Source organism: Treponema sp. (assembly GCF_017430385.1).
Classification (GTDB): Bacteria; Spirochaetota; Spirochaetia; order Treponematales; family Treponemataceae; genus Treponema_D.
In genome coordinates, this window is the sequence record NZ_JAFRNB010000029.1 from 1 (window position 1) to 26,801 (window position 26,801).

The 26,801-nt window shown below is 43.5% G+C and carries 24 protein-coding genes; 5 read left to right on the forward strand and 19 right to left on the reverse strand.

Annotated elements, in window-relative coordinates; genetic code table 11:
* From IJJ71_RS02105 to IJJ71_RS02115, 3 genes are all read left to right on the forward strand, one after another.
* The coding region (locus IJJ71_RS02105) for an AAA family ATPase (RefSeq protein ID WP_296845025.1) at window positions 1-319 on the forward strand (319 nt) is incomplete at its 5' end.
* 26 nt (window positions 320-345) lie between these two features.
* On the forward strand, window positions 346-513 hold the full coding sequence (locus IJJ71_RS02110; RefSeq protein WP_296845027.1) for a hypothetical protein: 168 nt from the start codon (window positions 346-348) through the stop codon (window positions 511-513).
* A 22-nt stretch (window positions 514-535) separates the two neighbouring features.
* Entirely contained in the window at window positions 536-961 is a 426-nt protein-coding gene (locus IJJ71_RS02115; protein WP_296845028.1) for a hypothetical protein, read from the forward strand.
* On the opposite strand, the gene IJJ71_RS02120 is transcribed toward IJJ71_RS02115, so the two are convergent.
* From IJJ71_RS02120 to IJJ71_RS02130, 3 genes are read right to left on the reverse strand one after another with little or no spacing between them, the layout of a single operon-like run.
* Window positions 958-1,164, reverse strand: a complete 207-nt coding sequence (locus IJJ71_RS02120) for a SlyX family protein (RefSeq protein ID WP_296845029.1) — start codon at window positions 1,162-1,164, stop codon at window positions 958-960. The genes IJJ71_RS02115 and IJJ71_RS02120 overlap by 4 nt on opposite strands.
* Before the next feature lies 1 nt (window position 1,165).
* The gene (locus IJJ71_RS02125; RefSeq protein WP_296845030.1) at window positions 1,166-3,181 is read right to left on the reverse strand and encodes a hypothetical protein; all 2,016 of its coding nucleotides are present in this window, start codon (window positions 3,179-3,181) and stop codon (window positions 1,166-1,168) included.
* A 9-nt stretch (window positions 3,182-3,190) separates the two neighbouring features.
* On the reverse strand, window positions 3,191-4,261 hold the full coding sequence (locus tag IJJ71_RS02130) for a DUF2804 family protein (protein WP_296845031.1): 1,071 nt from the start codon (window positions 4,259-4,261) through the stop codon (window positions 3,191-3,193).
* Between the two features lie 142 nt (window positions 4,262-4,403).
* Between IJJ71_RS02130 and IJJ71_RS02135 the strand changes: the two genes are divergently transcribed.
* Both IJJ71_RS02135 and IJJ71_RS02140 read left to right on the forward strand, forming a co-directional pair.
* Complete coding sequence (locus tag IJJ71_RS02135; protein WP_296845032.1) at window positions 4,404-5,999, forward strand: MBL fold metallo-hydrolase RNA specificity domain-containing protein; 1,596 nt, start codon at window positions 4,404-4,406, stop codon at window positions 5,997-5,999.
* A 118-nt stretch (window positions 6,000-6,117) separates the two neighbouring features.
* On the forward strand, window positions 6,118-7,077 hold the full coding sequence (locus tag IJJ71_RS02140; protein WP_296845033.1) for an alpha/beta hydrolase: 960 nt from the start codon (window positions 6,118-6,120) through the stop codon (window positions 7,075-7,077).
* Window positions 7,078-7,138: 61 nt separating this feature from the next.
* On the opposite strand, the gene IJJ71_RS02145 is transcribed toward IJJ71_RS02140, so the two are convergent.
* The 16 genes from IJJ71_RS02145 to IJJ71_RS02220 form a co-directional block, all read right to left on the reverse strand.
* The gene (locus IJJ71_RS02145; RefSeq protein ID WP_296845034.1) at window positions 7,139-8,743 is read right to left on the reverse strand and encodes a mannitol dehydrogenase family protein; all 1,605 of its coding nucleotides are present in this window, start codon (window positions 8,741-8,743) and stop codon (window positions 7,139-7,141) included.
* A 25-nt stretch (window positions 8,744-8,768) separates the two neighbouring features.
* The gene (locus IJJ71_RS02150) at window positions 8,769-9,443 is read right to left on the reverse strand and encodes a GntR family transcriptional regulator (RefSeq protein ID WP_296845035.1); all 675 of its coding nucleotides are present in this window, start codon (window positions 9,441-9,443) and stop codon (window positions 8,769-8,771) included.
* A gap of 3 nt (window positions 9,444-9,446) precedes the next feature.
* Window positions 9,447-10,520, reverse strand: coding sequence for a mannonate dehydratase (uxuA, locus tag IJJ71_RS02155; RefSeq protein WP_296845036.1), 1,074 nt, complete (start codon window positions 10,518-10,520; stop codon window positions 9,447-9,449).
* Between the two features lie 189 nt (window positions 10,521-10,709).
* Window positions 10,710-12,014, reverse strand: coding sequence for a TRAP transporter large permease (locus IJJ71_RS02160; RefSeq protein WP_296845037.1), 1,305 nt, complete (start codon window positions 12,012-12,014; stop codon window positions 10,710-10,712).
* The gene (locus IJJ71_RS02165; protein WP_296845038.1) at window positions 12,014-12,715 is read right to left on the reverse strand and encodes a TRAP transporter small permease; all 702 of its coding nucleotides are present in this window, start codon (window positions 12,713-12,715) and stop codon (window positions 12,014-12,016) included. The genes IJJ71_RS02160 and IJJ71_RS02165 overlap by 1 nt, the downstream gene beginning before the upstream one ends.
* 73 nt (window positions 12,716-12,788) lie before the next feature.
* Window positions 12,789-13,799, reverse strand: coding sequence for a TRAP transporter substrate-binding protein (locus IJJ71_RS02170; protein WP_296845039.1), 1,011 nt, complete (start codon window positions 13,797-13,799; stop codon window positions 12,789-12,791).
* Window positions 13,800-13,901: 102 nt separating this feature from the next.
* Complete coding sequence (locus IJJ71_RS02175; RefSeq protein WP_296845041.1) at window positions 13,902-15,215, reverse strand: hemolysin family protein; 1,314 nt, start codon at window positions 15,213-15,215, stop codon at window positions 13,902-13,904.
* Complete coding sequence (locus IJJ71_RS02180) at window positions 15,199-16,524, reverse strand: hemolysin family protein (protein ID WP_296845042.1); 1,326 nt, start codon at window positions 16,522-16,524, stop codon at window positions 15,199-15,201. Before IJJ71_RS02180 ends, IJJ71_RS02175 begins: the two co-directional genes overlap by 17 nt.
* Before the next feature lie 81 nt (window positions 16,525-16,605).
* Window positions 16,606-17,550: a thioredoxin family protein gene (locus IJJ71_RS02185; RefSeq protein ID WP_296845044.1), complete on the reverse strand. Its 945-nt coding sequence runs from the start codon at window positions 17,548-17,550 to the stop codon at window positions 16,606-16,608.
* 11 nt (window positions 17,551-17,561) lie between these two features.
* Window positions 17,562-19,220 (reverse strand): SpoIIE family protein phosphatase, encoded by a 1,659-nt coding sequence (locus IJJ71_RS02190; protein ID WP_296845045.1) that lies wholly within the window; start codon window positions 19,218-19,220, stop codon window positions 17,562-17,564.
* 11 nt (window positions 19,221-19,231) lie between these two features.
* Window positions 19,232-22,111, reverse strand: coding sequence for an MFS transporter (locus tag IJJ71_RS02195; RefSeq protein ID WP_296845046.1), 2,880 nt, complete (start codon window positions 22,109-22,111; stop codon window positions 19,232-19,234).
* Window positions 22,098-23,447, reverse strand: a complete 1,350-nt coding sequence (locus tag IJJ71_RS02200; RefSeq protein WP_296845047.1) for a hypothetical protein — start codon at window positions 23,445-23,447, stop codon at window positions 22,098-22,100. Before IJJ71_RS02200 ends, IJJ71_RS02195 begins: the two co-directional genes overlap by 14 nt.
* A gap of 39 nt (window positions 23,448-23,486) precedes the next feature.
* The gene (locus IJJ71_RS02205; protein WP_296845048.1) at window positions 23,487-24,080 is read right to left on the reverse strand and encodes a hypothetical protein; all 594 of its coding nucleotides are present in this window, start codon (window positions 24,078-24,080) and stop codon (window positions 23,487-23,489) included.
* A gap of 132 nt (window positions 24,081-24,212) precedes the next feature.
* Window positions 24,213-24,413 (reverse strand): hypothetical protein, encoded by a 201-nt coding sequence (locus IJJ71_RS02210; RefSeq protein WP_296687475.1) that lies wholly within the window; start codon window positions 24,411-24,413, stop codon window positions 24,213-24,215.
* A complete protein-coding gene (locus tag IJJ71_RS02215; protein ID WP_296845049.1) occupies window positions 24,410-25,789 on the reverse strand; it encodes a Y-family DNA polymerase in 1,380 nt (459 codons plus the stop codon). The genes IJJ71_RS02210 and IJJ71_RS02215 overlap by 4 nt, the downstream gene beginning before the upstream one ends.
* A gap of 207 nt (window positions 25,790-25,996) precedes the next feature.
* On the reverse strand, window positions 25,997-26,584 hold the full coding sequence (locus tag IJJ71_RS02220; protein WP_296845050.1) for a PBECR4 domain-containing protein: 588 nt from the start codon (window positions 26,582-26,584) through the stop codon (window positions 25,997-25,999).
* Between the last annotated feature and the right edge of the window lie 217 nt (window positions 26,585-26,801).

The window sequence follows — 26,801 nt, forward strand, 5'->3', positions numbered from 1 at the left end:
ACTCGGCGGATTTGAAGGCCGTGAGCACGAAAACTTTGGCAGCCTGAGCTACGGAGAACAGCGCGCGATTCTGATTCTGCGTGCGGCCGTAAAAAGTCCGAAAGTGCTGATTCTGGACGAGCCATGTCACGGTCTTGACGAAAGCTACCGCCAGAAAATCCTCGACCTGATTGAGACTGTAGCAGAAACAGGCACAACCACGATTTTACACGTAACACACGACCCAAGCGAAGCCTTGCCGTGTGAAAAGCACATCCTGGAACTCCACCCCGGAGAATCGCCAATGTATCAGATAATTGCTCGCACGGATGCGAGCTAAAGCAAGTTGGCTGCGAGAATTTCCGAATGGAAATTCTCGTCACGACATGGATGTCGAATGTATCAGATAATTGCTCGCAAGGACGCGAGCTAAAGCCAGTTGACCGCGAGAATTCCGTCAGGAATTCTCGTCACGACATGGATGTCGCGAATGTATCAGATAATTGCAAAATAGTCGTTTTAAGATATAATTAAAAAAATAGGAGGCAAAATTTAAATGTCAAAAAAATCTGGTTCTTTCAACCTGTATCTAATCGGCTTGGTTCTCGTCGTAATCGGATGTTTTCTTCCGCTCACGGCAAGTAAATTCTTCGGCGGCGGTTCAAGCGCATTCAAAGCAATCACAAATGGAAGTGGCGATCTCAAAATCGGCTCAATCCTCGCCCTCGGCGGAGCTGTCGCAGGAATCATTTTCTGCTTTATCTCGCTCAGGTCAAAATTGCCGCTCAAATTGATTTCACTTTTGGTTTCAATCGTAGGCGGAGTCTATGTCTGGCTCTGCTACATGAATGGCGGCGCACTCCTAAAAGGTGCAGTAAAACTCGGCCTAAAAGCCACCGGCTCCAAACCAGGCCTCGGCCTTATTCTGATAGCTATCGGCTGGGTTCTCGCCCTTCTCGGCTGGCTTAAGACACGAGACTAATAGTGTGGTGGGCAACGGTTCGGGATTTCCTGATTTTCCTGCAAATCCTGAATCCGCCCCGCCAAAATCTGATTCTCTTCGCGCAGAATCTGTATCATCCTCTGGTTTTCTACGGCTTCTTCCTGCAATTTAGAAATAAAATCGTCCATAAACGCGATTTTTGTTTCCAATGCTACAAATCTGTCTTCAATTTCCTTTTCCATTTTATGCCTTTGCCGCCGCAGCCTTGCTCTTTTCAATATTCTGTTTTACACGCTCTGCAAAAAGTTTGTTCTGGTCGCTTCTAGTCGGAACGCTGAATGCAGGAGCACCATCGGCTTCATTGATTCGGTAAATTTTTGTAGAATCAGTCAAATATGCCGGACTTTGCGGATTGTTTACCCACCAGTCCAAAACAGCAATAATCATAAGCGCGTATTTTATGAGATTTGCATTTGTCGCCGCAGAATCAGGCCTTTTCGCTCCCAAAAGTACATCCATTCGCTTTGAAATTGCATTCGGAATATCAAATTTATATTTTGCCCACGGATTTTGGATTCCGAGAACATTTCCCTGCCCTTTCGCAGAATCAATATTTTTTGAAAGCATTGAAAAATATCTGAGAAGGAAACCAACACGAATACACATTGGTCGGTACTGACTGTCATTCTTTGGTTTCTCAAGAAGAAGCTGCTCAAATTCAAAATACGGAAGGAAATTATATTTCGTCTGCCACAGGAGTGAGGTGAGCATTTTCTTGCCAAAAAGAGTTGATTTGTAATCACCTTGAGAATATTCATTGTTCACAAAATCGTTGATTTGGTCGGAATAGTTGCGCTCAAAAAGAATTTCACGGTAAACAGACCATTCGCTCAGAACTGTCGATAATTTTTCATCAGTTTTTGAGACATCTTCCTCATTTTCTTCCGTGAACACAATGTTTCGGCATCCCTGGAAAAGGTCTTCGGTTATGCGGAGAAGAGTGACCGTGATTTGAAGAGGATTTTCCGGGTCAAGAAGATTGTAACCGTCGCGGAACTGATAAATCGGCTGGAAATACGGGAACATATCCGGCATTTTGTCGATTTGGTCGAATCCTGCCTGCGGAAAAAGATTGTCCAGAAGTTTAAGACCGGCCTCTACAAGATCAGATTTTTTGTCATCTTTCTTTTCGACGACTTTTTCTTCCTTCTTTTCTTCGCCTGATTTTTCTTCGGCTTTTGCCTCACCAGGTTTTGAACCTTTTTTGTTCGGAAGAAGAAGCTCGAATTTTGTAAGCCCCAAGAATGTGAGGATGTTGCCAGTCTGAACTAAGAAAAAGTCCTGGAAGTAATCGAATTTTGAGGAACTCATGCGCATGAGAAGCGGATAAAGCCCCTTGATAACCTGGCTGTAAATGTAAAACCATTCTGTGATGCCAGTTTTTGAAAGAATCTGCGCTTTTTTGAGGTCAAATTTAGGATATTTTGACAAGTCAGTGTAAATTTCTTTGAAATAGCTGGAAATTCTTGTCTCACCAAGATAGTAAATTTTAATCAGATTTTTGTAAATTTCCTTGACGAACGGAATCATCATTGCGACGGTACATTCATCTGCGACATCTTGAAGCTCAAAAAGATATTTTTTGATGTCCTTCATTGTCCACGAACCGACGGTGCGAAGGAATTTGAATTTATCTTCCTCACCGGAAACAATCTTTGCCTTGTAAGTGTCCGGGGAAATCTGAATTATTGATTTTACTGCTGTGATGAATTCCTGAAGATGCTCAACATGTTTCTGCAAGTTGTATTCGACGAAGCCCTTTCTGACAAGCTCATCGCCGTTTTTCTTGAATTTACGCACGAAGTTGAAAAGACCGAGGTTTGTTTTGATTTTGTAATCCTCGCTCATCATCAGCCTGTCCATAAGATGCCGTTCTTTTGAAGTCAATTCTGGAAGCACACTTGTACGAGCCGGCTTTTCTTTTGTGGCAAAACCAACTTTGCTGCCAGCCGGAGCCGAGCTGCCACCTGCTGAAGAATGTGATGCGACACTTGAAGCCGAGCGACCGACTGCTCTCTTGGAATATTCTTTTGCTTTTGGGAATGCAGAATAGTCAATCGGGGCGGATTTTTCTGCAAAGACTTCGCCACCGAGTTTCTGCATCATCTTTTTTGCTTCTTCTGCATCAATAGGCCCGATATTCTGTCTTGTCTTATCAAGCGTTCCGGGTTCCCATTTTGCTTCTGGTCTGTCTCCCATAATTTTCCCCTACAATCGTAACAGCTGATTTTTTGCTATGCCCTCAAAATTATGAAGCACAAGATCCTCACCGTCTTTAGTTTTGATAACGCCCTCAAAAGTTCCGAAAATAGTATGCAGCTGACTTTTGATGACCAGGAACGAGACATCACGGTAATTGTCTGAAACTGGTGTAAAAGTCAAATCTACCATATTCTCAAAATCCTGAATCACCCATTTTTTTGAAAGTCCGAACGGATGAGTGATTGTCACTGGCGGCAAAGGCGTACATTCTCCGTCAACGAAGAGAATATTTCCATTTAAATTGTCGGAATCCACGGCATTTTCTTGCGTGGTAAAAATTTGAAAACTGAAATTTTTGCCGTTGATTTGACCTGATGCAATTACGAATTCTGCCATGGAATGAAGATTGTAATATGCCCGGTTTATGCAGAAAAATGCACTTCCGTCCAAATCTTCCTGATTAACCTCATCAGAAAGCCTTGTTTTTTCGAGCGAAAGGGAGCCGTGAATCTGATGATTGGAAAGGTAGCTTGCCGAGCAACGGCGTTTTGATGGAGCCGGAACGACTGTCGCAACTTCGGCCATAACCGGATTTGAATAATGCGCAATAAAAGCTGCCTGTGCCGAAGGGCGTGCCCTGTCTCCCTTTAAATTAAAAATCATGGAAAGCTTGTCACGCTGATGATCCCAGCTCACGCGGATATATCGGTTTTTATTGAAGCTGGCGCAAAAACCTGTCTTCATGTTGTGAGGAATAAAACGGCGGCGTGGTCCCATGAATGAACGGTATGCAAATTTGCGGCCACCTTCTTTATTCCAAAAAACAACATCGGCAAATCCAAAAATCTTGTGGTCAAAAAAATCCACAGTTCCAATATACGAGCCAATGTTGAACAAAAACATCAATGAGCTTTGGATGCGAAAATTTGTAATAACTGTCGGAAGCGGTGCGCCCGCGAAAGGTGCACGAACGCCACGAATATCCAGATGTGGCAAGAGTCCTTTAAAAGTGCCGAACTCAATCTTGCCGTTGTGGATAATTTTTTCTGGCGGCGTTTTGATTTCTCTGGTATACAAAATATCCTCTGAATACGATTTATAATCTTCTAATTATAAAAGCAAAAAGAATGAAAGTCTAGTTAAAAAAATCCTTGTGAATTTCGTATTTATGAGTGACAATATTATATAGAAAGAAATCTACAATTTTGGGGGTACTACTATGGCTGTAAATGTATATTCTCTCGGTGCTGCACAGGAAGTTACCGGTTCAAAACATATTATCGAAATCAACGGTCGTTCATACATGATTGACTGCGGTGCTTTTCAAGGCAAACGAGCCGAATCCGACGAAAAAAACCGCAATTTTGAAATTCCAGTCGATAAAATCGATGCCGTCATCCTCACGCACGCACATTTCGACCATGTAGGCCTTCTTCCGCTGCTTGTCAAAAAAGGCTACAACGGAAACATTTATGCAACCCCGGCCACCCGCGATTTGACTGACCTCGTAATGATGGACAGTGCGCGAATCCAAGCCCGTGATGCCGAATATTTGCGAAAACAGGCTCAAAAAAAGGGCGAAAAATTCAACTGGACTCCTCTCTACGACGAAAAGGACTGTCTCAAAGCCGCAAACCAGATTATCACGCTCTCATACAACCGCAAAATGTACATTTCCCCAGAAGTAGAGCTTGAATATTTTGATGCAGGGCACATTCTCGGCTCGGCTTATGCTTATGTCACAATCAAAGGCCAGCGCGATGCCAACGGAAAGCCTTTGGGAAACAATGACAACACCGCGCTCCGAATCTGGAACAAGCTTTTTGGCTGGAAAAAGGACGAAAAGCGGAGCACTCCCGACCGTCGCAAGGCAACTCCCGAAGAGCAGGCTGCTTACACAGGACCGGAACGCCGCAGCGGACACGACAGGCGCGAAGGCAAGGACGAAATCCGCATTTTGTTTACCGGCGACTTAGGCCGCAAAATGAAGCCGATTATCCGTGACCCTTCAACAAATGTTCCGCCGCCAGACTATATCTTCCTCGAAAGCACTTATGGCAACCGCAAGCACGAGGACACGGCAATCGCGATGGACGAGCTTCGCAAAATCGTACACAGGGCTGTCGAAAAGAAGGGCAAAATCATCATTCCTTCATTCGCAATCGAACGAACTCAGGAAATCGTTTACTATCTCCACCTTCTCGTTGATAAAAAACGAATTCCGAACATCCCGATTTATGTCGATTCCCCAATGGCGATAAATGCGACATCAATTTTCCAGGTTCATCAGGAATGTTATTCCGACGAAGTTCACGAGGCATTCCTTCAGCACCATAAAAATCCATTCGGATTCGGAAACCTTTCTTTCGTCAACAGTCTCGAAGAATCAAAATCCCTCAACAAAAAAGAAGGGCCGATGATTATCATCTCTGCTGACGGCATGTGTGAAAGCGGCCGAATCGTCCACCACATCGCAAACAATATTTCTGATCCGCGAAACACAATCCTCATTGTCGGATATATGGCAGAAAACACTCTCGGCCGAAAAATCCGTGACGGTGCAAAAGTCGTAAAAATCATGGGCGATGAATACGATGTTAAGGCAAAAGTCGAGCAAATCAATGCCTTTTCTGCGCACGCCGATTACGAGGAATGTACAAAGTGGCTCAAATCAATCGATACAAGCCGCCTCAAAAAAATCTTCCTGGTTCACGGTGAAAAGGACGCACAGGAATTCTTCCAGAATCATCTGAAGGAGCACGGTTTCCCAGAAGTCCAGATTGTTAAGTATGGCGAAAGCTACGAAATTGAGTAGCAGTCAAGTGGAAAACGGAAAACAAAAAGTGGAAAGCGAGAAGTTGGAAACTGGAATCTGAAAACGGAAACTACTCGCATCTTCCTTTTGTTTTCAGTTTCTTCTATAATTTAGTCTTATGACAGAAAAAAAGACTATAATTAAACAAATTCTTATTCCTCTTGGAATTCTTCTCGCTCTCTGCGTTGCTTTTACGCTCGTAATTTATTTTACTTTGTTCAAACCGAATTTCATGCGTGGGAACGGAATACCTACGGCCATGGACGCTAAGCATTTTCTCACCAAAGAAAATGAAGAAAAAAACAAGGCCGACACTGAATGGTTCTACGCACAAAATCCTACTGAAATCACGATTAAATCTTTTGACGGACTTAAATTGCTCGCCTACAATCTGCCTGCCGAAAACGCAAAAGGCACCTGGCTCATGATGCACGGCCATCAGTCTGGTCCGCTCCGGGAATTTGCCGGGCTTGCAAAATATTTCCACGAAATCGGCTACAATGTCGTTCTTCCTTATCAGAGGGCGCATGGAAAAAGCGAAGGAACTTACATCACTTTTGGCATCAAGGAACGCTACGATGTCCGGGACTGGCTTCTTAAAATCAACGAAATTTATGGCGATCAAAATCCGGTCTATCTCGAAGGAATTTCAATGGGCTGCGCAACGGTTTTAATGTCGCTTGGATTTGACTTGCCGGACAATGTAACTGCCGTTGTTGCTGACTGCGGCTACACTTCCCCTTACGACATTATGTGGAAAGTCGCAAGAAAAGACAAAAATGTTCCGATGGTAAGGCTCGTTCTTGGAATCGGAAATATCATGGCGCATGTTCTGGCAGATTTTGATTTTTATGAATTTGATACGCTCCAGGGCCTGCGATACAATAAAATTCCAGTGCTTTTCATTCACGGTACGGAAGATAAATTTGTTCCAATCGAAATGACTTTCGCTAATTTTCAGTATTGTACGAGCGAAAAAAGCCTGTTCCTTGTCCCGGATGCCCCTCACGCAATCTCATATTTTATTGATGAAAATGGCTATCACAAAGCCGTTGTGGATTTTTGTAATTTAAAATAAAAAAAAGAGTCTCCTGAAGGATTTTTCTTCCAGGAGACTCCCCTTTCACGCTATCCCAAAATTAGTTCACAGCGTTGTGAATTGTCTCACGGACTTTTCCTGTTCCAGAAATCAATTCTGCGAAGTAATCGCGAACTTTTGCGTAAAGTTCTGAATCCGCAACATTGAATCCGAAAATCTTCTCGTTTGAGAGCAATTTTTTAAGCTGAGGCTCGAAATCGCTCTTTTCACCGAGTTTGATTCCGCTGAGTGTTGCCTGTGATTCTGCGAGCAATGGATCTGGAGAAAGTTCCATTGCGTTTCCGTTGTCATCGACTGCAAGCAAGTATCTTGCCCACAATGCAAGGACGAGCGGCAAAATCTTGAGGCCGCTTGTGTCGCGGCTTTGTGCCTTGTAAGCTTTGACAGTCTCACCAAAGCGGATTGAAAGTTTCTGAGAAGTATCGCAAGCGATTCGCTGCGGTGTGTCAGGCATGAACGGATTTGGAAGTCGTTTTGTGATGACCTCATCGATGAATTTCTTTGGTTCGATGATTTTCGGGTCAACGACTACAGGCAAACCTTCTTTATAGCCAAGAATATTTACCATTTTGCTCAAATCTTCGTCTTTCATCTCATCGCAAATCAAATTGAAGCCGAGCAAGCATCCAGAAACTGCGAGTGCTGTGTGAAGCGGGTTCAAGCAAGTACAAACCTTCATTTTCTCGACATTGTTTACTGTGTCGCGTGAAGTGAAATAAACGCCTGCTTTTTCAAGTGGCGGGCGACCGTTCGGGAAATTGTCCTCGATTACGAGATACTGCGGCTCCTCAGCGTTTACGAATGTTGAGCAGTAAGTTTTTTTGGTTGTAACGATAAGATCTGTGTCCTCGTAACCGTCTTTTTTGAGCATCTCAGCGACTTTTTCGTTCGGGCGAGGTGTGATTTTATCAATCATTGACCACGGGAACGAAACTTTTTTCTCGTCAGAAAGATAATCGACGAATTCTTTTGAAACCTGACCGTTTTTGAGCCATTCGTTTGCGATTTCAAGAACAGAAGCCTTGAGTTTTTCGCCGTTGTGAGAACAGTTGTCCATTGAAACTACTGCGAGTGGCAATTTTCCTGCATTGAATCGCTCCAAAAGGAGTGCAACGAGTCGGCTGAGGAACATGCTTGCTTTTGCCGGCGAATTTTTGAAATCTTCTGCAAAAGTTCCAATCAAAGAGCCGTTAGGAGCATGAACTGCATAACCTTTCTCTGTGATTGTGAAAGAAATCATTTTGAGAGACGGATTTTTGAATGCGTTTACGAGAACGCCCCAATCCTCGCTGTCTTCCTGAGTGCATTTTACTGCCTGAACAACAGAACCAATGATTTCTTTTGAGATTGAGCCGTCAGCTTTGAGAGTTACGCCCAAAGTCAGGCTGTCGTGTGCCTTGAAAAGTTTATCGATGATTTCAAAATCGTAGCTGTCCGAGCAGATAATGCCTGTGTCCATCTCGCCTTTGTTCAAAAGGTTCTGGCAGAGGGCAGCCGGGAAGATTCGGAAAATGTTTCCTGCGCCAAAATGAATCCATTCCGGGCGTTTTTTTGTATTTTCTAATACTTTTTCGCGGTCAAAATCGAACAATTTATATCCGTTCCATTTTGATTTGTCATTTACATCTTTAAGATTCAGTTTCATTGAACTCTCCTTATCCTATAAAACTTTATTCAAAATAATTTGGAAAATCTTTTTCCAAATTATCAATTTCTTTGTACAATCGCGAAAGATGCTCTGTGTCCAGATTTACAGCTTTCTCGATGTCGTTTTCCAAAATTGCCTCAAGCAAAAGATTGTGCTCAGTTTCAGCCTTTTCTGGGAGACTTTTTGTGTTGTAGCTCAAAATTCGGATTCTGTGGTCATTACCCGTGTGCGAAAGCTGTGTTTCCCAAACCCATTCACAATCTGCCTGAGAATAGAACTGGTGATGCAGCTTGTCGTCCAAACGAAGGAAGTTTTTGTTATCACCGTCAAGCAAAGCCGCATGTTGTGCGATGAGAATACCTTTAAGCCGGGTGGCAAAGATTTCCCGTTTGCTCTGCTCGGAAAGTGTTTTTACACACTCGCGGAGAACACCAAGTTCCAGATTGATACGCATGAAACGCTCCTGCCTGATAATGTCCTTATTCAGCAGGGAGACTCTGGTTCCTTTTTGCGGAAAAATATCCACAAGCCGGTCACTTGAAAGCCTGAGAAGCGCGTCACGGACAGGAGACCGGGAAACACCCATCTTTTCGGCGAGCGCATTTATGTCCAGTTCCTCGCCTGGCTTTAGAGTCAGGTTCAGGATATCCGTGCGTAAATTATCATATACCGAAATTTTTGTCTCAGATTTTGGCAAAACCTATTTCCTCTTTGCGTTTTTGTCGATTGCTTCCCACAATCCCTGAATGTACATTGCTCCGAGCGCACGGTCATAAAGTCCGTAGCCAGGCATACATTTTTCACCCCAGATTGTTCGTCCGTGGTCTGGTCGGGCAGGTCCGTCAAATCCGATTTCGTAAAGTGCTTTTACAGCCTCGTACATGTCGAAACTTCCGTCCGAAGAAAGGTGTGCAGCTTCCTCGAATACGCCAGGCGCATAATGATGAAGATTTCGGACATGAGCGAAGTGGATTCGGCCTTTACATGCACGGATAATGTCAGGAATGTCGTTCTTAGGGTTCGTTCCCAAGCTTCCCATGCAGAGAGTGATTCCGTTGTATTCTTTGTCTACAGCGTGAAGCATTTTGAGGATTGTCTCTTTGCTGGTGATGATTCTTGGCAAACCGAAGACAGGCCATGCAGGATCATCCGGGTGAATTGCCATTTTGATTCCGTATTTCTCACATACAGGACCAATTGCCTTAAGGAAGTAAACAAGATTGTTGAAAAGTTTGTCTGCATCAACATCTTTGTAAGCCTCAAACAAATCCTTTACCTTTGAAAGTCGCTCCGGTTCCCATCCCGGCATTACGAAGCCGTTTGAATTTCCAGTCGTCTGGTCAAAAAACGTCTGAGGATCGATTGAATCAACAACTTTCTGATCATATGCGAGGACAGTCGAACCATCCGGGCGCATTTTTGCCAAATCAGTGCGTGTCCAGTCGAAAACAGGCATGAAGTTGTAGCAGACCATTTTGATTCCCTCTTCGCCAAGCGCTTCAAGGGATTTGATGTAGTTTTCGATGTACTTGTCGCGGTCAGGAGTTCCGATTTTAATCGCATCATGAATGTTCACGCTTTCAATTCCGGAAATCTTAAGTCCGGATTTTTCAACGATTTCCTTCAAGTTTTTGACACGATCCCGGGTCCATTCCTCACCAGCCGGAATATCATAAAGAGTCGTAATAACTCCTTTTACCCCCGGAATCTGGCGAATCTGCTCCAGAGAGACAGAATCAAACCCTGGTCCGTACCATCTCAAAGTCATTTCCATAGAATTACCTCTTATATATTAGTATATTAGCAAAACTTCAAAAAATTTTATTGTTCCCTGCAAAACAAATTTTTACCTTTCAACTGAAAGCCGCTCCGCCGTGAAGCTCCGCAGTTGCCGGAACGAAGTGAAGGCAATGAGCGTTAGCGAAGAGCGGAAGGGCGGCAGCCAGTTGATTAGCGCTAAAAATTAAACTGCAAAACCAAGAAGTCTTGGCAGGAACAGCGAAATCTCAGGGACAAATGTTACCAGAAGCAAGCCCGCAATCATCGTCAGATAGAACGGAACCATTGATTTTGTTGCTTTTTCGATACTGATTTTACCGACACCACAACCTACAAAGAGTGCAGAACCGACCGGCGGTGTACACAAACCAATTGCGAGATTGAAAATCAACATAACGCCGAACTGTACGAGACTCATTCCACAAGTCTGCTGTACCACAGGTGCCAGAATCGGAGTAACAATCAAAATAAGCGGTGCCATATCCATGACGCAGCCAAGGAGCAAAAGCATAAGATTAATCAAAAGAAGAAGAACAATTTTGTTGCTTGAAACTGCAAGAAGTCCCTGCGTAATGATTGTCGGAACTTTAAGAAGAGCAAGAAGATAGCCAAAACCGCCTGCAGCCGCAATCAAAGAGAAGACCATGGCCAGGGTTTTAACTGTATTCATCAAAAGCCGTGGCATTTGAGAGATTTTAAGCTCTTTGTAAACGAAGACGGAAATGATGAACGAGTAAATACAGGCGATTGCAGCAGATTCTGTCGCAGTGAAAAATCCGGCAGTTACACCGACCAGAATAATTACAGCCGTGAACAAAGCCAGGATTGCATCAAAACAGACTTTGATTACTTCTTTAAAGCCCATTGAGTCGCCTTTCGGATAATGGCGGACGATGCTCATGATTGCACATACAACGAGGAACAAAATGCCCAAAGTGACTCCAGGAACAAGACCTGCCATGAAGAGCGCACCAACTGAAACACCGCCAGCAGCAACAGAGTAAATAATCATGTTGTGGCTTGGTGGAATCAAAACGCCCTGACAACTTGTTGCGACAGTTACGGCAACTGAGAATTCTCGGTCAAAGCCTGCCTTAACCATCATAGGAATTTCGATTGAGCCGAGTGAAGAAACATCAGCTACTGCCGAACCGGAAAGATGTCCGAAGAACATTGAGCCAAGGACATTTACATAAGAGAAACCGCCCCGGAATCGGCCTACAACGGCGTCTGCGGCTTTAAGCAAACGGTCAGAAATTCCGCCCGCACCCATTATTTCACCAGAAAGGATGAAGAACGGAATGGCCATCAAACTGAAACTATTTACGCTTTTTCCCATCTGCTGAATGAAAGCCATGAGCGGAATATTACAGTAAACAAGAGTGATACAAGAAGATACTGCCAAAGCGAATGTGACAGGCATCTTAACTAAAATGAAAAACACGAAAGTTCCCAGCAAAAGCCAGATTGCAATGGTTGGATCGAACATTATGCGTTTCCTCCTTCTGAAACTTCTGTTGCAGCTTCTTTTTTGCTCGCACGCATTTCTTCAATGATTTGCTGGTCAGTTTTGTCACTTCCAGACTCGCCCTCAATTGTAAGGTGGCGGTATTTTTTTGCGTTGAACAAATCCAAAACGGCAAAATAAATGATAAAGAAACCACCAACAGGCATCATCATATATGCGGTTCCAGCCGGCCACTGTGTCGCAGGAAGCGTACTGGTCATTGTCATTGCAGTAAGTTTGATTCCGTAAGCGACCAAAATGTAGCCGAAGAAAATCGTTGCGAGAGTATTAAACTTTGCGATAATTGTCTGAACGATTTTTGGGAACATATTGAAGAAAAGGGAAATGGAAATATGCAGTCCTTTTTCAACGCCGATAGCCATCGCGATAAACGCTGTCCAAACCATGAGAAGAAGAGCAACTTCTTCAGACCACATGATTGAGTGGTGCAACACAAGTCTGGCAAAGACTTCACAGCTTATCGTTATAACGATTACAAGAATTACGAGCTTTGAGAATTCAAGCAGGATTCTGTAGATGCAATCAAAGACAAAAGTGATTGCAGATATGACTTTTTCGACCGCGTTAAATTCTGGTTTGCAGATTTCAGCCGGAGCGGATGCAAAAAAGGCTTTAATCTTTTCGATGATATTCATTTTTGTACCTGAAAGATTTAAAGTCACTAATATTTTAATATATTAGCGCGTTTTTTATAAAAATAGGTGGGGAATTTAAAATCCCCACCCTTTTTATTTGTTATTTAGACTGAATTGCTTTGATTACATCCTCGTAGCCAGCACCGAACTCTGCGTAGAGAGGAGCCATAGCTGCCTGGAATTTTTCTTTTTCACCAGGCTCGAGTTCTGTAATTACAGAGCCAGCGGCCTTAACTTTTGCCTCTGAAACGCCTTCTTTTTTAGCCCACAATTCACGCTCAAGTTTTGCTGACTCAAGGGCGCACTCTTTGATGATTTTCTGATCTTCTGGAGAGATTTTTCCCCAAGTGATTTTTGAAACCATCTGCATCTCTGGAACGCGTGTGTGCTCGTCAAGAACGAAGTATTTAGCAACTTCATAGTGTGAAACTGAGTCATAAGAAGGCCAGTTGTTTTCTGCACCGTCGATAACGCCTGTCTGCAATCCTGAGTAAACTTCAGCATAAGGCATCGGAGTTGCGCTTGCACCGAGAGCTGCAACCATACCCATCATGAGTTTTGACTCCTGAACGCGGATTTTCAAGCCTTTCAAGTCAGAAAGTTTTGTAACAGGGCGTTTGCTGTTGTAGAAGTTTCGAGCACCAGCATCGAACCAAGAAAGACCGATGAGGCCTGCTTTATCTACCCCCTTAAGGAATCGCTCACCAATGTCGCCTTCAAGAACGCGCCACATCTGTGCAGCATCTTTGTAAAGATACGGAAGTTGAAGAATGTTAAGACCTTTGTCGAATTCTGCGAGCGGTGAAAGAGAAACTCGTGTAAAGTCGATTGCACCAAACTGAAGCTGCTCAATAACTGCTTTTTCATCACCAAGCTGACCGCCATGATAAACATCGATATGGATTCGGCCATTTGTGCGCTGCTCTACAAGTTCTGCGAATTTGTAAGCGGCCTGTGTGGTCGGATAATCCTGAGCCTGATTCTCTGCATAGCGAAGAACCATCTGTTTTGTTTCTGTTTTAGCAGAATCTTTTTTGTCTTTTTTACAACCTGTAATTGCAATACCAGCAGCGAGAATTGCACAAGTTGCTGCAACCAAAGTTTTTTTCATAGAAATATCCTCCAATTTTTTATGAAAAAATTAATTCTAATATACTAATATTTTAGTTCAGCAGGGCTGATTTGTCAAATTTTTTTTAACAAATTTTGTCGATTATCGCACAGGAGCATGTGGTAAATTGACCCGAACGCTCTGAATTCGTCTCTGAGACTGCTCCTCGATTTTGTAAATTACGCCGTCTTTTTTGAGCACAGTCCCGATTTCAGGAAGCTCACCGAACTGTTCCAGAAGCCATCCACCGAATGTCGTGTAATTTTCACTTTCCAGGTCTAAATCCAGAAGTTCATTGGCATCGTCGATTTTTATGTCTCCCGGAACAAGATATTCCGTGATTGAAACCGGGTGAATGCGATTTTCTGGCGGAATTTCATTGTGGATTGAATTGATGCTCCGCCCGAAAACGGCACGCAGAATGTCGTCCATCGTGACAATTCCTGAGTTTGAGCCTGTTTCGTCCACCGCAACCGCAAAATTCTGTTTTTCAACCTTGAATTTCTGCAAAAGTTCTGTGGCATAAAGTGTCTCAGGAACAAAAAGAGTCGGGCGCATGTGTCTTCTGGCAAAAGATTTCCTAGACCGCACGGAATTCAATTCCTTTGAAGGAGCGTTCAGCAAAACCGTCTTGTAGAAAAGCATTCCCTCAACTTTTTCAAAATCTTCGTCGCAAACCGGGAGCTTTGAATAGCCGGAAAGAGCAAAAATCTTTACGATTTCGTCATAGTCGGCATCAATAGGAATATACTGAACTAGGCTGCGATGGCGCATTATGTCCTTGATGTGCAGGTCCGTGAAGTCAAAAATCTTGTAGAGCATCTTTTTTTCGCTCGATTCAAGGGTTCCTTCCTTCGCTCCGATTTCAATCAGTGATTTAAGCTCGTCCTCGGTAATCAGTTCCTTTGTATTTTTGAAGAAAATTTGTAAAAACGAAGTTATTCCGTCCGTGATTTTTGAAAAAATCCACACAATCGGGAAAAATGCTTTTTGAAGGAAGATGAGCGGGCTTGCCGTGAACGAGGCAAATCCAACAGGATGAACAGCCGCGATTGTCTTCGGAACGATTTCGCCAAAAATTATCAGGATGAAAGAAATTGCGAAAGTGGCAATTGTAGCTCCTTTGCTTCCGAAAAGTTTGATTGCAAGAGCCGCAGCAAGGCCAGACACAAGAGATGTAACAAAATTGATTCCAATCAGAATCAGCGAAAGAAGCCTGTTCGTGTCCTTTTTGAGAAAAGTGATTTTTTTAGCAGGAGAATTTTTTTTGCCGGATGTGTCTTTTTTTTGCAAATGACGGAGCATGAGGCGCGTGATTGAAAGAAAAGCCGTTTCGCTGCCCGCAAAAAAAGCAACCACGCCCACGAGCAAAAAGATTGCGACAGCCGGAAGGATGATTTCAGTCAGCAGATCCATGAGCGACCTCCGCATGTTCAGGCTTGTCGTTTTCTATATGCTGCTCAACATGAACCTTCGCGATTCTATGGCCTTCAAGTTTTTCGACCGTGAAAATAAAATTGCTTTCTTCGATGCTTTCGCCAACCATCGGGATTCTGCCGAGTTTTTCACAGATGTAGCCAGCGATTGTCTCATTCAGCTTGGATTCCAGCTTGATTCGGAGAGTATCGCTCAAATCAATCAGGCGCGTGCCACCGTCAATGGACTTGGAAACAAATTCTTCAAATTCACTCGGCTCCCGCTCAGCAACTTCTTCTTCGTGATAAATATCATCGGCGACAGCACCGAAAATTTCCTGCTCAATATCCTCAATCGTAAGAATTCCGTCCGTGCCGGAATATTCATCAATTACAATTGCAAAACTCTGATGATTTTCATGCAAAAGTTCCTGAATCGATGACATTTTCGTGGTTCCAGGGATAAAAAGAGGCGGTCTCATTACACGGCGCACGGAAAATTCATCGCGGACTTCGGTAAAAAAGAGCATGTCTTTCACATAAAGAACACCGATTATGTTGTCGATGTCGTCATTTTCGTAAACCGGGAATTTTGAAAGCCTTGTACGCTCGGACAGCTGAACTACATCCCGGTAGCTCATGCCAGGATCGATGCAGATTACCTTGAGGCGCGGAATCATGATGTCGGTTGCATTCAAGTCAGTGAATTTAAAAACCCTGCTCATCATTTTCTTTTCGCCATCTTCCAGAACGCCCTCTTCGCCGCCAACATCAATCAGCGTTTTGATTTCGTCCTCGGTAAAAGAAACGGCCTTTTTTTTCGTGCTGATTCCAAAAATCCTTAAAATTACGCGGGAAATAAAAGTAAAAAACACTACGAAAGGCCTTAAAATATAGAAGAAAATCTTCACAAAGCCGCTGAGGGCAAAAGCACAGGTTTCAGGATGACTGGTCGTTACGCTTTTTGGCGTGATTTCACCAAAAATCAGAAGAAGAACCGTGGCGATAAATGTTGCGATTGGAAGACCGGCAGAACCGAAGAGCCGCAGAAAAATTGCCGTGAGTGTGACCGAAAGTGCGACATTTACGATTTCGTTGCCGACAAGGAGCATGTTGAGCAATTCTTCCTTGCGCTCAAGAAGTTTGCCAGCTCGCGTTGCCCGTTTGTCGCCTTTTTCGCGCAAAAAATGAACGCGGAGCTTATTAAGTCCTAAAAACGCGCTTTCACTAGCTGAAAAAAGCGAAGAAAGAGTAATGCAAACTGCGGCAAGAATGAATCGGAATATCAGATAGAACTCCTGAACTGGCAAGCGTTAGGGATTGAAGGGGCGGCGAAGCCGTTGCGAAGCAATGAAACCCCGAAAAGCCCGACCCGCGAAGCGGGGAACGCCCTACTGCTCCTTTGAAACATCGCCCTCACCGTCAATCAGCATTTTTATCTGCGTGATGTACTGTTTGAGCACCATTGCGGCCTCACTTTCCGGAGCAATATCATAAGCTTCCTGGAAATATGACAAAATCTTGCGCAAATCTTCGCTTCCACCAAGAGAAAGCAAATATCCGGCTGTGTAAAGAGCTTCCTGCCTCTCTTCATCCTTCAGGATTTTGTTTTTTGAAAGCTTAACGAACTCTTCACTAGCCTTTTCCGGCTCATTGTCAAAAAACAGCTCGCAAGCCTTCGCATTGGTTAAGAGGAACAAATGCTTTGTATAAAACTCAGTTTCATTATTTTTGTCGAGCGAAAGATACAATTTGTTGAGCGGAGCCAAATGAAGAAGAACCTGGCTCTCCGTTTTATCAACAATTTCGTTGATGGCGGCCATTTTTTCTTCTTTTGTGCCTTTTTTTGTTTTTTCAAGAAGTTCGTCAAAAGCTTTGATTGTATCCTCGGCCGCCCCGAAAGTGACTCTGGCAGTGTCTAAATCCGCTCCATCATCGAAAGCGAGCTTGTAAATCACATAGCCTTCCGCCGAAAGAATCAAAAAATGCGGCGTTCCAGGCACATCATAAGCACGGAAAATCCGCATGTCCCGCTGGAGACCTTCATGATTATTGTCAAAGCGGCTTTCGGAGTAATCAAGATTTACGAGGACATACTTTTCTGTGTAAGTTTCGATGAATTCTTTTGTGTTGAAAAGCTTATTCTTAAGTTCCTCGCTTCTTTTGTCACCTTCATCTTCGCTAAAAAACAAGAAGATTTTTTTGTTTTCTTTTGCAGCAGCCTTTTTTGCATCTTCAAGATTTGTAATCCAGCCAGAGGTATCGATTTTGCCTCCGCAAGATAAAAGTGAGAATGCGAGACAGATGCCCGCAAAAAGCGTGATCAATTTTTTCATTTTACTTCCTTTTAATTTCTTCCATTGTATTTTAACGCAAGCATTGTGAGGTCGTCAAACTGTGGAGCCGAGCCGACAAATTTATCGACTTCACCGCGGACATTAGAAAGCAATTCGTTTGGCGAAGCAGCAGGATTGATGTTAAGTGCTTTTTCAAGCCGGTCCAATTCAAAAAGCTTTTCATTTGCGTCCGTGGCTTCTGGAACACCGTCAGTATAAATGAAGAGAGTCGAGCCTTTTTCGAGGACGATTTCATAATCAGTGTATTTTGCGCCTTCAAATCCGGCAAGGACAATTCCGTGCTTGTCTTTAATAAGCTCGAAAGGCTTTTCTGGCTGGCGGACAGCCGGATATTCGTGACCGGCATTTGCTGCTTTGAGAACGCCTGTGTTCAAATCCAGGATTCCGAGCCAAACCGTGACGAACAGGCTGGCATCATTTCCTTCACAAAGCTGGTTGTTCGCATCCTGCAGGACTTCCGAAGGCAGCGGGAGAGTGCCGAAAAGAGCACGATTTTTGATAATCGTCTTTGAAATTGCCATGAAAAGCGCGGCCGGAACGCCTTTTCCAGAAACATCCGCCATAACGAGCGCAAGATGATCATCATCAATAAAGAAGAAATCATAGAAATCACCGCCGACTTCCTTTGCAGGAGTCATTGATGCGGCAAGCTCAAAATCAGAGCGGTTAGAAAATTCTTTTTCGATTCGAGGAAGCATATCAGCTTGAATTTTTGTCGCGACATTCAAATCCGTAGAAATTCGCTCAAGTTCCTTTGTCTCGATAAGAAGTTTCTGCATGTAATCTTTTGTGTCCGTGGCCATGCTGATAAGACTTCTTGCAAGGCTCTGGATTTCGTCTTTTGTCTGAATGTTCGGGTCGTTGAATTTAAGACTTTCGATGTCCGCACCGTTAGCTTTCTGAACAAAATCCGAGGCCGAGTGCTGCAATCGTTTGAGCGGATAAATTACGCGGCGATTGAGCCAGAGAATCAGAACAAGAATGAAAATTGCCGCAAGGATAAAACCTGCGATAAAAATTCGGATTGGGTAAACCCGCATTGTCGCATCGATGTCGGTCATGCAGATGTCAACGCTCATTACTCCAAGTGGCTTTCCTGTAGAAGTGCGCACAACGACCGATGTCGTGTAAACGCTTCCCCATTCTGTATCGTTCGGATAATACCAGAATTCGCCGGGCTTACTGTTCTTGTAAAAATCGAGATATTTCTGGGCAACATCCGGCGGAAATTCGGTACCGCTGAGCTTTCCGAGCCGGACAAAATCTTCTCCCCGGTCTTTGTATGCCTGATATTCCTGAGCCGTGTTTCCAGTGCAAATATATTTCATGTTGTCTTTTTCAGTTGCGTTAAGCGGTTCAAGCATGTAGAGCCAGTCGATTTTTGCGTTTGTTTTTATGTAATCGAGTCTTCTTCGTAATTCCAGAAGGGCTTCGTCCTCTTCATTGTTTTGAATCGAAACATCGAGCGCATCCCAGTCGAAGCCGTGCAATGCAAGATTCAGCGTGAAAACTTCGTAGTCCTTGTATTTTTGAATCATACCCGAATAGTAAGTTTGATAGCCTACAAATCCCAGACAGATTGAAAGCAGGATTGTAAAAACTTCAACAGCGAATGAAAGGCTCCTTCTTAATTTCTTTTTTGTAGTCATAGAATTTCTCCTTATTTTTTAGGTTTTGAAAAATTTATTACGATATGAACAATACTCAGAATTACCAGAACAATTGCAAATGTGCCGGTCGATGCAAGCACATTTTTTGAAAGGAACACGAGTGCCATCACCGCCGGTCCGAATGACTGACCGATAAAATCCGTGAAATTGAAGACACCCATAGCATCGGCCACGCCATATTCCTCACATTCATCAAGAATCGAAAACTGAGTCTGCTGAACGGAACGCCCGAATCCATTTGCAAGGCCAAGCACAAAAATCGCAGACAAAAGCCCCGGAAGATTGCCGATGAAAGCGTAAAGCAGAACAGCAACTGCACTTAAAACAACCGGAGTATACGGACTCAGCCGGCCAGTTTTTTGAATCACCCATTTTGTAAGACCGTTGCCAAGATAAATCGCAAAGAATGAATAGAGCATCATCAGGGCTGCGACAGCGACTTCACTCAGTCCGTGGGTATCAGAATAAAGCGGCAGATAATAGTAGATAAATCCGCCCATCAGAGCAAAAGGAGCCTGAATCAGAATGATGAAAGACCAGACCCGCTTTTTGAGAATAAACGGCAGAACCCGCCCGAAAGTCCGCCTTTCCTTGACAGAATCCTGAGATTCAGCCGGCTGTGAATCAAGTCCGAGTGTCCGCCAGAACAAGACAAAAAGAACAGCCGAAAGAATCCACATCGCAGAGACAAGCGGGAAAATCAAATGCCGGCCGACAGTTGAAGCAAGGGCCGCACCAAAAAGCATACCGAAATTGATGCCGGAAATTTGCGCCGCATTGTAAGCAACATAGCCCGAAGCACGATTTTTTGGACTTGGAATCTGAGAAACCATCAAATACATTGAATTTGTCGTGAGTCCAACACCGATTCCGTCAATCACAAGAGCCACGAAAAGCAGCGTGTATGACAATGGGAAAGCAAAGATAATCAGATTGCTTACAGCCGACAAAATTGTTCCTGCCGCTATGATTTTTTTGCAGCCAATCCGCCGGATAATTCCTTCGCAGAAAAGAGCCATCAGGCCGATTATGAAAAGATTTACGGAGATTGGAAGAGCAGCCGCAAAATTGCCCATTTCCTCGCCCAAAGATTCGAGCGCACCGCGGGTAATTACCAACGGAAGGAATGTCGTAGTCATGTTGTAGGCCGCAAAAAGCGCAAAAACAATCAGGCGGATGTAATAATGCGGGAAGATTTTTTCCTCGACCCCGGAGCGGGATTTTTCTTCCTTTGCCTCAAGCTCGGCCTGAGATTTTGAAAGAATGTATGAAAGAGCCTCGCCCATCAAAAGCCAGACGAAAATCAGCGTGACCACAAGACCGAGAAGAACACTCTTTTTCATGTCGTTGATTTTATTGTCGAGCATGAAATTTTCGGTCATCACCGAGACGACACCGCAAACCCGTCCGAAATCATTGATTACAGGAACCGAAACATAAGTGTAGGAAGCGGAAGTGTCGTCCTTGCTGGAACTGACGGCACGGCCAGTCTCATAAATTTGCTTGATTTCCTCGGTTTCGCCCTGAGTGAGCGGGAAATATGTTCCGATTGCCTGATCAAGATAGGCACAGGCATAAGCTCCGTGTGCATCATCGTATTTGAAAATATCACAGTAAACATTGCGGTTTACATCAAGATTGCAGTCAATCACGCTTTCCATGCTGCGAATCATCTCGCGATAATCTTCCGAAGCAAAATCCGCCGCTTCTTGAATTGAATCAAGCGTTGTTGGACGAATGCTGTTTGCCACCGAATAAGCCATATTTTCCATTTGTGCGAGAATCTGGCTGCGCATGACTTTTGAAAATTCGTTCGTCAGCTTGAAAGTGACCGTTCCTGCAACCGCCATCGCCACGATAACCGTATAAACACTGATTCTCTGGATAATCTGGAGATTGCTTTTTAAGAACGAAAGAATTCCAAAACCAATGAAAAGAAGCGAAGAAACTGCAAAAAGAATGAATATAAATAGAAGAAAAATCTGCTTCCGTAAAATCGACGAATTTTTGACCGGATTTTCAATGGAAAATGACGAAACAGGCGAGACCGTGACAAATCCACTTGCCGTAAGCACCCGTTTTTTTTCGCCAGAGTGAAGATTAAGCTCCATCACGCTGTCCGAATAAAGCTCCGAATACAAAAGGCTGTCTTCACCATTGCTTTCAATCCAGTTGGGAAATTCATTGTGGGCTGCATTATAAATCAGTTCGAGTTCATTTTCTGCAAGACGGAAGAGGCGGCCAGCCTTGTCGAGCATGAAAATCTTTCCGCCATCAGACTGAGCCATATCGTTCACAAAATCGAAAGCATCTTTGTATGGAAATTCTTTTTTGACTTCTTCCCCACTCTGAATGTCGAAGCTTGCCGTGCAAATCAAATCCTTATTTTTTACAGCGTAATTGATTTTGCCGTCACCAACAGAAAGAAGCATGACCTTGTGCTTGTTGACCATTGTGTCGTAAGTGGTGTCGAGGTAAGTCGCCTTGTAATTGCCGAGCGAATCATAGCAAAGAACAGCCTCACGCGAAATTCTGTTTCCGTTCCAGGCTCCTTCCTTTACATAGACATTTCCGTCCGCATCAACTAAAAAATCATCGGCATAGAAAAAATTGTCGGGCTGCCTGCCAGAAGGAGGCAAAACATGCCGCACCAAATTTGATTCTTTTTCGACGACAATAATTCGAGTTCTCTGTTTGTCGAGGATATAGCGAAGTCCCCCATAATCACGCACAATATAGGGCGAATCAAGTGCAATTTTCTTTGAAACAGGGAATTCAATCTCATCTTTATTAAAAAAAGAAAACAGGCCAAGGCTGATTGCAAGAATTAAAAGTGCCGCCGCCCTGATTCCCTTCTTAGCGTTTATCATAATCTTCCTTTTTTATGTATTCCTTGTACTGCGGCTCGGTTGAAAAAAGTGTCCGCCAGCCGTCCGAGCTGATTCTGATTGGGTAAAGAAGAGCCGAGAGTTTTATTTCCCCCTTGTGCATTTTCCGGCATTTCCAGAAAGAATCGGTTTCGCCAAGATAATCCACTTCAAGAATGTTCCTGACTCCATAGAAATAGAACGGCAATGCAGGAAGAGTGATATAATCTTTTACTGACTCAATTTTTTCCTGGATGCCCGAAATAATTCTGCTCGTTGAAGGCTTTTGAACAAAAGGAGCGCGCTTTTCGTAGTACAACTCCAAAAGCTCTTTTGTTTCGCCACTCATCATCTTGCACTCAACTTCGGGATATTTTTTCTTGAAGAATTCAAAAAGCTCCTCGTACATTTTGATGACAGGACGGGCAACCTGTCGAAAGCGTTCATTAGCCCGCCGGCGGATTTCTTCCGGCAGAGACTCAAGCATTGCGTCCAGGTATTTTTGATAAGAAGCATCGACAATCGGCAGCGTGAGGCAGGAACCTGTCGCCCTGGCAAGCTCAAAAAGATACAAAATGCTGTCGTATTCTTCGGTAGTAAGAAGATTTTTGCGGCTTTTAAAAGACACATCCACGACATCCTGAGCATTCTGCTTGGTAAATTCGGCTTCCTGAGAAACTCTGTCCTCAACACTTCGGCGGCGGGTGGTAAAGTCATAGATTTTCTGGCTTCCGTCCTTGAGAGTCCAAATCATATCGACTTCGTGCTCGCCAAAAAAGCATGGGCCGCCAGTGATTGCAGTTTTTTCACCATTGGCAACGGCGCGGGCAAAATCTTCGAGGCCGGCCGCAAAATAAGGCATCTGCTCCTTGAACGGCCAGCGAGCTTTTTTGAACTGAGGAAGTTTTTCCTCAACCATCTTGAAGTCATTGATTTCGACAAAAGTTTTGTAGACAATAGATGAGCCTTTACTGGCTTTTGACAAATCAACTTTTGAAAGAAGTTCCTTTTTGCAGATGCGGAGTTCCTTGATTCTGTCCTTGTGCTCAATCGTGTTCCCGGAATCTTTGTAGCTTTTTATCTCGGAATTGATTTTTTCGACTTCGATTTTGTCATTTCCTTCAAGGAGTTCTTCGGCGTTATTTAAATCAGGAGCCTTGCCCTCAACAACCTCAAAAAAATCAGCCGCGCTGAAAGGCCATCGTACAAAATCATTGGAAGAATCTTTGTAAATCGACTCGCTTTGTTTTACGCCCATTGAAGCCAAAAGGCTCTGAGTTGAGTAAATATCCTTTCCATGAACATAAAAATACTCTTCGTTGTGTTCGCGATCTTCCATAAGAAAATTATAACACAGGTATGTGGAATTTGCTAGAATTTAAAAATTATCTGAAATTAATGTCATTGGAGCCGTAAAAAGCTGGTTCGCAACGCAAAGAGGGATATAAGCATCTTCAAGACCGCCATAAATTTTAAATCCATATTGCCCAAGGTTGAAGGTTATTGATTTTTGACCGGTGAATATTTTTTTTACATAAAACATAATCGTGTCTGTTTTAAGGCTGACATTTTGATTAGGGAATATAAAGCCAGCCCATGTCGGACAATAAATCGTGTTTGCAGCAGTATTTATCTCAAGAGGAAATGATTTTCCCAAAGCCTGAGCCGCAATCGTATATTTTCCGCTTGAATAAGAAATTGAACTGACTGATGCTCTGCAAGCTGTCGAAAGCCAGTATTTTAAGCCGACATACTGGAGATACTCATTTCCATTGTAAATTCGGAGATAAAGAGTTTCCACAACATCAGTATCCTTTCCATTGATGACAGAAACGGCCCGGCTTTCAAAATTAGTGTTTTCTTCCTGAGGATTGCCGGACATTATATAAGTGATGTCGTCACCGGCCTGTTTGCAAGCAGAAAAAACAGCCGCAAAAATCAAGGCCATAAACAGAACATGAACTTTTTTCATAAGTCCTCCTGAAATAAAAAATCTTAAATTAGTCTTATAGCAGAAAATACGGTGTCAAACTTTTTTAGGGGAATTCAAGGAAGAAAATGTTGTGGTGAAAGGAGATGAGGGGGCTGGAGAAATGGGGGGCGTTCAGTAGAATTTTTCACCTGGTTTTTCTTCCATGCTTTCGATTTCGGCTTTAAGGGTTTCTTCAAGAGCCTTTTCATAGCCTGTCAAGGCTGCAAAAGGGAGAAAGATTTTTGCCCGCTGGCTTACGGGCATTCTGGGGTGATTAAAATCCGGCTTTTCTGGCGGCCAATTGGTATTGATGATGTCATCGTAATTTTTCATGCCTTGTGACCTCCAATCTGTTTGTTTCTTTCGATAGTCATTGCACTTTCCTGCAAGTTTGTTCCTTTTAGAATCGCATTTTTCCCGAATTTTTTGATGATTGCAAGCCTGGCCTGCTGAAGGCTTTCTTCTTTTTTGTCAGGAATATTTTCTTCAATATTATCAAAAAGGCTTGCTTCTCTTTCCGACTGATTTTTGATTCCGTTTGCCGAAATGTTGAATCTCCTGACCTTCAAAGCAGGATTCACGATGCGCTCATAAAGCCTGACAAAACCTTCCGTTATCGCCTTTGAGGAATTTGTATCATCGCCCACAAAAGCTGAACCGTGGGCAGGCTTTGGGACAATCCGGCCGTAAAAATCACTTACAAAATCCCCGTCAAAATTTTCAGGAATCCCTTCGATATCATAACCGACCTGAAGAGTCACCGTGCTTGTGACGAGATTCTTTTCAAACAAATCCAGAGCCAGAAGTTCCGCCATCTCCCTGATGATGATTTTTCCTTCTTCAAAAGAATAAGGACGCTGAAGAACCTGACCGCTGGTGAGCGACTTTGCCGTGCTTTTGTAGCTCTTGATGTCCTTCATCCCGACATTTTCGTAGCCCCACGCATGATCAATCAGGATTTCCGCATCAATACCAAACTCGTCATAAAGAAGATTCGGATTCCGTATCGAAGTCCGGGCAATATCTCCCATAGTGAAAATGAATTTTTTCTCCAGACGGCGAGCGATTCCCTTGCCAATCCGCCAGAAATCCGTGAGAGGTGTATGAGACCAGAGTTTTTCCCTGTAAGACATTTCGTCAAGCTCAGCAATGCGCACACCGTCTTCATCCGCAGGAATATGCTTCGCCACAATATCCATCGCAATTTTACAAAGGTAAAGATTTGGCGCAATCCCTGCCGTTGCCGTGATTCCAGTCTCAGAAAGAATGTTTTTTATGACCTTAATCGCCAGCGCGTGAGCATCAGTTTTATAAAGCTTAAGGTAAGAAGTAGCATCAATAAAAACCTCGTCGATGGAATAAACATGAATGTCCTCAGGAGAAAAATATTTAAGATAGATATTGTAAATCCGGGCAGAATACTGAATGTAAAGAGCCATGCGTGGAGGAGCCGTAATGTATTCAAGCTCCTTCCCAGTCTGCCGCTTGATTTCGCGAGCCTTAGCCTCCACCTCAAAAAGCCTGCTCCGTCCCGAAAGCCCATAAGCCTTCAAAGCCGGCGTAACCGCAAGACAAATCGTTTTGCTGGAACGGCTTGAATCAGCAACTACAAGCTTAGTAGTGAGAGGATTAAGCCCACGCTCCCGACATTCAACAGAGGCATAAAAAGATTTCAGGTCAATGGCGATATAGGTTTTATCCTGAGACATCTGGGGTAGTATAGCATAATTTTGGTTAGTTGTGTGAAGTGGTTTGTGGGGGTGAAGTAGTGAACAATGGGCGTTCTGGATAACGCCGAGAACGATGGGCGTTACCCGCCTGCGTCGGGTCAGGCTATCCGCCGTTCCGCGCTAACCGCGCTCCATTCTTCCATTCGCTGCGCTCATTCCAGAACGCCTTCGGCGCGGCTACTATCCTTAACGCGGAGATTTGTCTGCGAAATAATCGTACAAAACAATGACTTCACCGACTTTCTTAAAAATCTTCTTCTTTGAAAGCACAGTCCAGTTTTTCTGGCGGTATGAGTAGTCTTTGAAACTTTGCGGAAAAAATGACCTGCAATAATATTTGCCGTCTTTTGTTTTATCAAGGAAAGTGAAAATATTCCGGGATTCAACAATGTTCTTCATTAAATATTCGCCTGTTATTTGTGATGTCAGGATATTTTCTTTTTCGTCATATTTGAAAATCGTGTCATTGCTGTCAAAAATTGATTCAAGCTGGGCGAGGTAGTGAACACGATCTTTGATTTTGGAGTAAAACTGGGAAGACTCGATTCTTTCAGTTTTGATTGATTCGGATAAAATCCAATCGAATACTATTTCACGCTGATTATCAAGTTCGTGAATATCTGTAATATACTGCAAACCTGCAAGATGATAGAAATGAAACTTCTCAAAAGAAATAACCAACCTAACTTGATTTCCTTTTTTGGCAAGAATTATTTCATATTCAACATCAAGGAGGCGAGAAAAATTTTTTGCAGAATCAAGAATGTTGTTCATAAAAATAAATAAAAAAAGCCCTGCACATTGGCAGAGCCTTACAAGTATTTTTCCTTCAGCCACTCGCGAATGACCTAAGCCCAGTTTTGGTAAAATATTAACCGTCAGGGGACTCCATGAAGCACTCCTTCTGGGCAGAACACTTCACTTCAACGCCTAGGCAGCACACTTGTTGCTACAACTATAATTTAACGGCAGATTGCGCAGATGTCAAGAG